The organism is Streptomyces sp. GbtcB7 (assembly GCF_019091445.1).
Lineage (GTDB): Bacteria > Actinomycetota > Actinomycetes > Streptomycetales > Streptomycetaceae > Streptomyces > Streptomyces mirabilis.
Genome location: NZ_JAGXJM010000251.1, coordinates 1 through 287, shown reverse-complemented (window position 1 = coordinate 287; position 287 = coordinate 1). Strand labels below are relative to the sequence as shown.

The following is a 287-nucleotide window of genomic DNA, read 5'->3' as shown; positions in this document are numbered from 1 at the left end:
GTCCGCAAGGAGATCGACACGCACTATCCGGACACGGTGTTGCTGGCGTAGGCGAACCAGTGGCCCGAGGGCGTCGTCGACTACTTCGGCGACTTCCCCTCCGGCGGAGACGAGTGCCACATGGCGTGCCACTTCCCCGTCATGCCGCGGATCTCCATGGCGGTACGCAGGGAATCCCGGTACCCGGTGTCGGAAATCCTGTCGAAGACCCCGGCGACCCCGTCCGGCTGCCAGTGGGGCATCTTCCTGCGCAACCACGACGAGCTCACCCTCGAAATGGTCACCGA

General features: G+C 65.5%; 1 pseudogene. It reads left to right on the top strand.

Going from position 1 to position 287, the window contains the following annotated elements:
- Positions 1–287: pseudogene (locus KVT44_RS59755) on the top strand (trehalose synthase); the annotation flags it as partial.